The sequence below is a fragment of the Alkalibaculum bacchi genome (genome assembly GCF_003317055.1).
In the GTDB taxonomy this organism is placed as follows: domain Bacteria; phylum Bacillota; class Clostridia; order Eubacteriales; family Alkalibacteraceae; genus Alkalibaculum; species Alkalibaculum bacchi.
In genome coordinates, this window is record NZ_QNRX01000035.1 from 1 (window position 1) to 6,727 (window position 6,727).

General features: G+C 38.9%; 6 protein-coding genes and 1 pseudogene. All 7 read right to left on the bottom strand.

Going from position 1 to position 6,727, the window contains the following annotated elements; genetic code table 11:
- Positions 1–322: 322 nt before the first annotated feature.
- The gene (locus tag DES36_RS14490) at positions 323–1,204 is read right to left on the bottom strand and encodes an AraC family transcriptional regulator (protein ID WP_113921936.1); all 882 of its coding nucleotides are present in this window, start codon (positions 1,202–1,204) and stop codon (positions 323–325) included.
- A 401-nt stretch (positions 1,205–1,605) separates the two neighbouring features.
- Positions 1,606–1,686 (bottom strand): annotated as a pseudogene (locus DES36_RS15485) (aminoglycoside adenylyltransferase); the annotation flags it as partial.
- Positions 1,687–1,697: 11 nt separating this feature from the next.
- Complete coding sequence (locus tag DES36_RS14505; RefSeq protein ID WP_113921940.1) at positions 1,698–2,435, bottom strand: class I SAM-dependent methyltransferase; 738 nt, start codon at positions 2,433–2,435, stop codon at positions 1,698–1,700.
- Entirely contained in the window at positions 2,416–3,285 is an 870-nt protein-coding gene (locus DES36_RS14510) for a nucleotidyltransferase domain-containing protein (protein ID WP_113921941.1), read from the bottom strand. The genes DES36_RS14505 and DES36_RS14510 overlap by 20 nt, the downstream gene beginning before the upstream one ends.
- 186 nt (positions 3,286–3,471) lie before the next feature.
- Positions 3,472–5,070 (bottom strand): ABC transporter permease, encoded by a 1,599-nt coding sequence (locus DES36_RS14515; RefSeq protein ID WP_113921942.1) that lies wholly within the window; start codon positions 5,068–5,070, stop codon positions 3,472–3,474.
- A gap of 1 nt (position 5,071) precedes the next feature.
- The gene (locus DES36_RS14520; RefSeq protein ID WP_207657480.1) at positions 5,072–5,968 is read right to left on the bottom strand and encodes an ABC transporter ATP-binding protein; all 897 of its coding nucleotides are present in this window, start codon (positions 5,966–5,968) and stop codon (positions 5,072–5,074) included.
- Between the two features lie 10 nt (positions 5,969–5,978).
- On the bottom strand, positions 5,979–6,605 hold the full coding sequence (locus DES36_RS14525; protein WP_113921943.1) for a TetR/AcrR family transcriptional regulator: 627 nt from the start codon (positions 6,603–6,605) through the stop codon (positions 5,979–5,981).
- Positions 6,606–6,727 lie beyond the last annotated feature (122 nt).

Below are 6,727 nucleotides of genomic sequence, written 5' to 3' on the forward strand. Positions count from 1 at the left end.
AACTTAATTTTACACGATTTTATGGGGACGGACAACTGAAATACAAAAGAGCAAAGCCTTCATATCGTTGGCTTTGCTCTTTCTGCAATTATCTAATCTAGACGAATTCCATTTTGGGGACGGAGCTTGAATTTCAAGGTTCGTCCCCAAAATTTACGCACTCAACGTGCAATGACCCGTTCGGATTGATGTTTTTTACAATTCCTTACCTTTTATAGTGTGTCATGGTATTTTATGGTTTTCGCAGTAGTCGGAAATAAGTCCACGACTATATTTGTGGTATAGGTAGGCGGGAACAAGTCAACCTAATCAATTACCATATTTATTTAATATCTTTTTTCTTAACTGGAATCCAGATTTCGCTCCGATGCTTTGGATTTTCAGTGTCTGGACTCTCGTTCCACAAAATTTCAGGACCAATGGCTGCCTCATATCCTGAAGATGGAAACCACTCTGAGTATATCCTTCCCCATATATTTTGAAGTGTTTCCGGGAATGGCCCAATGGATTCGAAAACTGCCCAGGTACTGGCTTCTATTTCCAATACATCGAATTCTGCTGTTTCATCACTTGAAGTTGCTACACCGATATAATGATCCAGCCTACCGTTTTCTTCCATTCTTCCTTCCGAGAAGTTAGTAGATGCACTAATAATCCCTATTGGTTCTACATTTGAAAGTGATTTTAATTCTTTAATAACCTCAGGGACTAAAAGTTCAGTCATTTTTGCAATCTCTGGATTGACACCTTCAAAAATAATTGGAACTCTCTTCTTAAATCCTACTAATTTAAATGCCTCTTTTTCAATGATACGATAATTCATCTCGCATCCTCCTTTAATTGATAATTGAAAGGTCATTTGAGGATAGGCCTTTAACTGTGTATTCTCGCTCCTTGCTTCAGAAGGAAGAATACCATGCATAGAATGAAAAGCACGGGAAAATGAATCAGCTGAATTATAGCTATATTTGACGGCTACATCAATTATTTTCAAATCCCTATCTTTCAAATCAAGTGCAGCCAGCGTCAGTCTTCTTCTACGAATATATTCTGATAAGCTTATGCCTGATAAAAAAGAAAACATACGCCTAAAATGATATTCTGAACAGTAAGCGATTTTAGAAACTTCACTATAATCGATATCCTCAGTTAAGTGCTCATCAATATAAACCATTGCGTTATTCATGCTACTTAAAGAATCCATCAAATACCTCCTTTCATCATCGATGTTATCAAAGGATGCGCTTACCCATCCGACAATCTGTGCACTATATAGTCGACTCATATTATTACGGTTGATCATAATATAATCTGATGTTATATATTTGCATTCGCTCGTTCCACGATTTCCTGGACTATCGACGTTTTGGCATCAATCTCTGATGTGCCCGAACTGAACACATGCAGATTGATGTCGGTATCGGGTCATTTAAACAGACGATGCTCGAACCAGTCAGACTCACGAATCCGCAATATTTAGAGCTTTTAATGTCGCTTCATCACTGCCCGGTCCCTGCCGTTCGTTATCCTTATGAAATTCTATGATTAATTCTAATAAATCCATTTTAATTCTCCTTGTAAAATATTTATTTCATCTATGATACACTACTCTGAAATGAGGCTACCAAGATTTTTCAAATCGTTCTTATCCACTTCTCGAAGCTCATATCCACTATGAAATAATTTTTGTTTCTATATTATTTACATCCTTTTCTTGCAGATACAATCAACATCATGGGACGGCGCATTTCATCCTCCATCCCCGGAATATCCATCATGTTTTCTGGTGGTTGTGGCTCCACAATCTGATTTATTATAAAACCATTTGAAAGCAGTGTATTTAGATATGTGGTCAGTGTTCTATGATATTTTGTAATCTTTTCTCCCAAAAATACAGCTGTCCGTTTTCCCTCATAATAATAATTGTCCACCGGGAAATGCAGTATTTCTCCTTTTTCGTTATAATACCAGCCTTGTGTTCCATAGGAAGTAAAAACAGGATGTTCAATCGTAAAAATAAGTGTTCCATTTGGTTTTAACATTTTATACAAGTTACTAATCATATCCTCATAGTCTTCTATATAATGAAATGCCAATGAACTGAGCATTATATCAAAGCTCTCATCTGGAAAACTTACATCTTCTATAGCACAACATCTATATTCAATCTGTGGAAAATGCGTTTTTTCTTTTGCTACTTTAAGCATTTTATGTGAAATATCAACACCTACTACAGAAGAGGCGCCATTTTCCATAGCATAGATGCTGTGCCAACCATAGCCGCATCCTAAGTCAAGTACACGCTTATCTTTAAAATTTGGTAGCAGCTTTCTCAATGTTTCCCATTCTCCTGCACCAGCCAGACCCTGCTGCGAACGACTCATTTGACTGTACTTTTGAAAAAATATATTGTCATCATATTTGTTTTCTTTCATCTGAATTCCCCTCGTTTAAAAAGTTATTTATCTCCGTTGCAATTTTTTTCACTTCTTTATAAAGCTTCTCGGTCATATCGTAGCATTCAAAAAGTGAAAGACCGAGTACTTCAAAAATATGATTAACCCTTTCGGCATATTTTTCAGGTTTATATTCAAAAGTTTCAAGCAGTTTTATAGCTTTCTTTTCGTTAATGCAATAAGCAATATTGCATGCAAATAGTACTTGATTTAAGCATGAAATAATACGAAAAACATGGCCTGCAATATAATATTTATCCTCTGCTCCCACATTTGCTTTTACAAACATTAAAGAGAATTCAGCTTCAAATATAAAAAAGTTTATCAAGCTCTTCTTTAGAGCAGCAGGGTAAATTTCTGCATGCTTTTTTAATTCGCATAAGCTTTCGTTCTTAGCATATAGTATTTTGCTAATCGCTAATTCTCCACGATACATAGCACTTATATAACCATGGGGATGCCCGGTCTGATAATTGGCAGTAACAATTCCTTGCTCCGTATCTTTGATTATTTGTTCTACCCGTTTTATATCACGTAAAATCAAGTCAACATGATACCCGTTTATAACTAACCATCCGCCCCCATTAATCCAATCACCCCATGCTCCGAGAGGTACAACAAGATTATTTCTATTCTCATCATCCAATTCTGTAGCAATTTGATTAATCGCTGCCAGGTTAAATGATTCCGCATTGTAATAAATTCCAATATCTATATCAGAATCTTCTGTATGGGTGCCTCTTGCACGTGAACCCCCTAATACAATACCTTCTACGCAAGGCAAAGAAGATAATTTCTCTGTTACTATTTGAATGACATTGTCTACCATACGAATACACTCCTTTTATCAATTAACTTTTTATAACTCTTCTGCTTTGATGAATATTTTTTCAACAACTTTTATATCATCCACGCTTAATTTAAAGCATTAATTTGCCATTTACGTTCTCTGGTTACTGCCTCCATATCTTTTTAGCCTAATGGAGTCTTATTGTCTATATTTGAGTTATATGTTTTATCCAATACTTCGACGCCTGAATCCAACAAAGCCTAACCATGTAAGTCCCATAGCAATAATTACTAACACAATCAGCGGCACGATAGAAAGCTCATGGATTGGAATACTATAATGGGCATAGGCGAAGGGCGTCCATTGCAGTGCAGACCATCCTACGATTCCAACCTCCCAAAGCATCTCGATGAAAATAAACGTACCTAATATAAGCCAATTGAGAACAGAGCCAATACGTGGAAGCCAGCCATACAATAGGGTGGCGATGCCAATAATTGTCCAGACAGAAGGAATTTTTGAAAGGCTCATGACTAACACTCGAGGAAAATGATTGAACTCTCCCGAAGCAATACTCCATCCTAAGCCGGAAGCCAAACCAAGGGTAAGGAGTATCAACACACTACCTACGAAAGCAACCGTCAAATAGCTTCCCATCCATTTGAACCTACTCACGGGTCTTGACAATAACATATCGGCATAATGCTCCTTTTCTTCCTGCCACAGGTTTTGTACTGTTGTGATAGCAAATACCGATAAACCTGCCATCAGTCCCAGAATGTAGATTAAAATTGCTATGAAACCTTCCTGATTGCCCAGATTTACTATAGCAGCTGCCCAAGAAGTGTTCATCTGGGCGAACATGGAACTCATAGTTTCGGATATATTGGGCGTACCCACACCCATAATTCCCCCAAGATAGGCCATCCCAATTGCCCAGCCCAGAATACTGCCTTTATGCTGACGCCAAGCAAAGGCCATTGGAGAAATGAGATGTGGAGAAGCGTTAGCCGGACCTCCTTTTTGGATGATAAGCCCGACACCCATATCACGGCGACCAAGCAGCATATAGGAAATCATCATCGGCAGAGCAGAAAGTACGATGAAAATTAATAATGGCCAAGCAAGATTCCCCTCAAAGGGAAGGGTGATACGGAACCATGATTCGGGAGCAAGCCATGCCCACCCTGTGCTTCCACCTCCCATATTATTTGTAACCATAGCTACCATGGTTAATCCATATATGCCAAATACAGCTCCTCTTGCACTGCCACTATGGGAAAAAATTTGTGCACATAATCCGCCGATTCCAGCAAACATAAATCCAGAAGCGGCAAGAGTCAGTCCAGCCAGCAGAGAACCGCTCCCTGCAAAGCCGATTCCCATAAAATATACAGCAGTCAATAAGCCCGCCAGAAAACTTCCTCCATAGGAAAGGATCAGGGCTGCCGATAGATTGGCGTATCTTCCTACTGGTCTTCCAAGGATCAATTCATTTCTTCCGGATGTTTCCTCAGTACGGGTATGTCGAATCATAGTAAATGCTGCTCCAATCATGACTGTTATGGAAGCCTGCAGCAGACCACGCCAAAGGATGGCTCCTTCTATGCTTAATGGAACAACAGGTCCAAGCAAAGCAGAGGTAAGAGGACTTTCAGATAGTTCAGTGATAAATATCTTCCAATCTGCCATCCCTTTCACAAAAGACACCTGCCCGACAATCACCATCAAGGCCAGCGATATCCATATAGGCAGAATAATTCTGTCTCGTCGCAGATAAAGCCTAAGTAGCTTGGCGGTACCTATAAAATCACTTTGTTTCATCTTAAAGCACCTCCCGAATATCTTGACCATAATGACGCATAAACAGTTCTTCTAAAGTGGGCGGTTCCGCTGTAAGAGACTTAATACCCATAGGAGCAAGCTTGCTCATCACTGTCTCTATGGCACTGGCATCCACTGAAAAGAACCACTTCTCTTCTTTTCGTGCTATATCGTGAATCCCTTGCAGTTGATTTAAATTTGTAGGGTTGGAAAGTTCCACGCTAATAGTTGTACGTGTTAAATGCCTCAATTCTTCAAGGGTACCAGATTCAACAATTTTCCCCTGTCGGATTATGCCAACTCGGTCACAAAGCAATTCTACTTCTGCAAGAATATGACTGGATAGAAAAACAGTTTTTCCCTGTTTCTTTAATTCTAAGATATATCCCTGAAAAATCTGCTCCATTAATGGATCAAGTCCACTGGTAGGCTCGTCTAAAATCAGCAACTCCGCGTCAGAAGCAAATGCTGAAATCAGTGCCACCTTCTGACGATTCCCTTTAGAGTAGCTACGGCATTTTTTCTTTGTGTCAAGCTGAAACATATCCACTAGTTCCCTGCGACGTGAAGGATTGATTTGACCATGCAAACGACCTAAGAAATCAATTACCTCACCTCCGGTTAAGTTTGGCCATAATGTCACATCTCCAGGCACATAGGTAAGTCTCTTATGAAGAGCAACGGCATCCTGCCAAGGGTCAGCGCCCAGCAACTTTGCTTCTCCTCCATTTTTACGAAGCATTCCTAAAAGGATGCGGATGGTTGTTGATTTTCCTGATCCATTTGGTCCAATAAACCCATAGACCTCCCCTTGTTTCACAGTCAAGTCAACTCCACATAAAGCCTCCTGTTTGCCATAAAATTTAGTAAGTCTTCTTGTTTCAATTACATTCATCATAATGCCCTCCTTACAATTTATAATAAGTTTTTCGAAGCTCATCTAAATAGCCATCAAACTCTGTGCGTATTTTATCAAAATCAAACTCTTTGATATCCAAGCTTTTAAATTGCTCCAGTATTTGATCTGCGTATCCGCCTACTGCCCAGAAAATCAGTTGCTTTGCCTTCTCTATGTCTAGCACGCTTCGAAATCTGGATGTATCAATATCTCCATAAAACCGCTCAAAGCTGCTGGCTTCAACCATTTTACGCCTTTTCTCAATCTCCTCCTTCACCATCTCAGAATCGGTAAACACCGCAACTCTTATAAAATCAAAAATCCAAGGATATTTTTTTAGCAGTTGAATCTTAAGTAAGCAAGTCTGTCGCAGACGCTCAAAAATATCCTTCTCATGCAAATTTATTTGGTCAAAATACTCTTGATTCACAATGTCCAGACAATAGTCATAAAGAAAGATAAAAAAATCTTTTTTATTGTTGACATAGTGAAACATCAAAGGCTTTGAGATACCTGATTCCTTAGCAATTACATTGGTTGATGCATCATCAAATCCTTTGCAGGCAAACTCTCTTAGAGCAGCATTCAAAATTGTATTTCTTCTTACGGGCTCTAAGTTTAAAAATTTAGTGAACATAGTCATCACCTTTCATAGTCTACTTATTGAGTATTGCATTCGAAACAGACCACAAGTGCATATATTTAGACCACCTAGTGCATTAAAACAGACCACTCAGTGCATTGCAGTAGACCAGAGCT

Excerpts from the sequence above, each read along its gene's own strand:
- DES36_RS14505 (WP_113921940.1), bottom strand. The coding sequence starts at position 2,435 with ATGAAAGAAAACAAATATGATGACAATATATTTTTTCAAAAGTACAGT.
- DES36_RS14510 (WP_113921941.1), bottom strand. The coding sequence starts at position 3,285 with ATGGTAGACAATGTCATTCAAATAGTAACAGAGAAATTATCTTCTTTG.
- DES36_RS14490 (WP_113921936.1), bottom strand. The coding sequence starts at position 1,204 with ATGGATTCTTTAAGTAGCATGAATAACGCAATGGTTTATATTGATGAG.
- DES36_RS14515 (WP_113921942.1), bottom strand. The coding sequence starts at position 5,070 with ATGAAACAAAGTGATTTTATAGGTACCGCCAAGCTACTTAGGCTTTAT.
- DES36_RS14525 (WP_113921943.1), bottom strand. The coding sequence starts at position 6,605 with ATGTTCACTAAATTTTTAAACTTAGAGCCCGTAAGAAGAAATACAATT.
- DES36_RS14520 (WP_207657480.1), bottom strand. The coding sequence starts at position 5,968 with ATGATGAATGTAATTGAAACAAGAAGACTTACTAAATTTTATGGCAAA.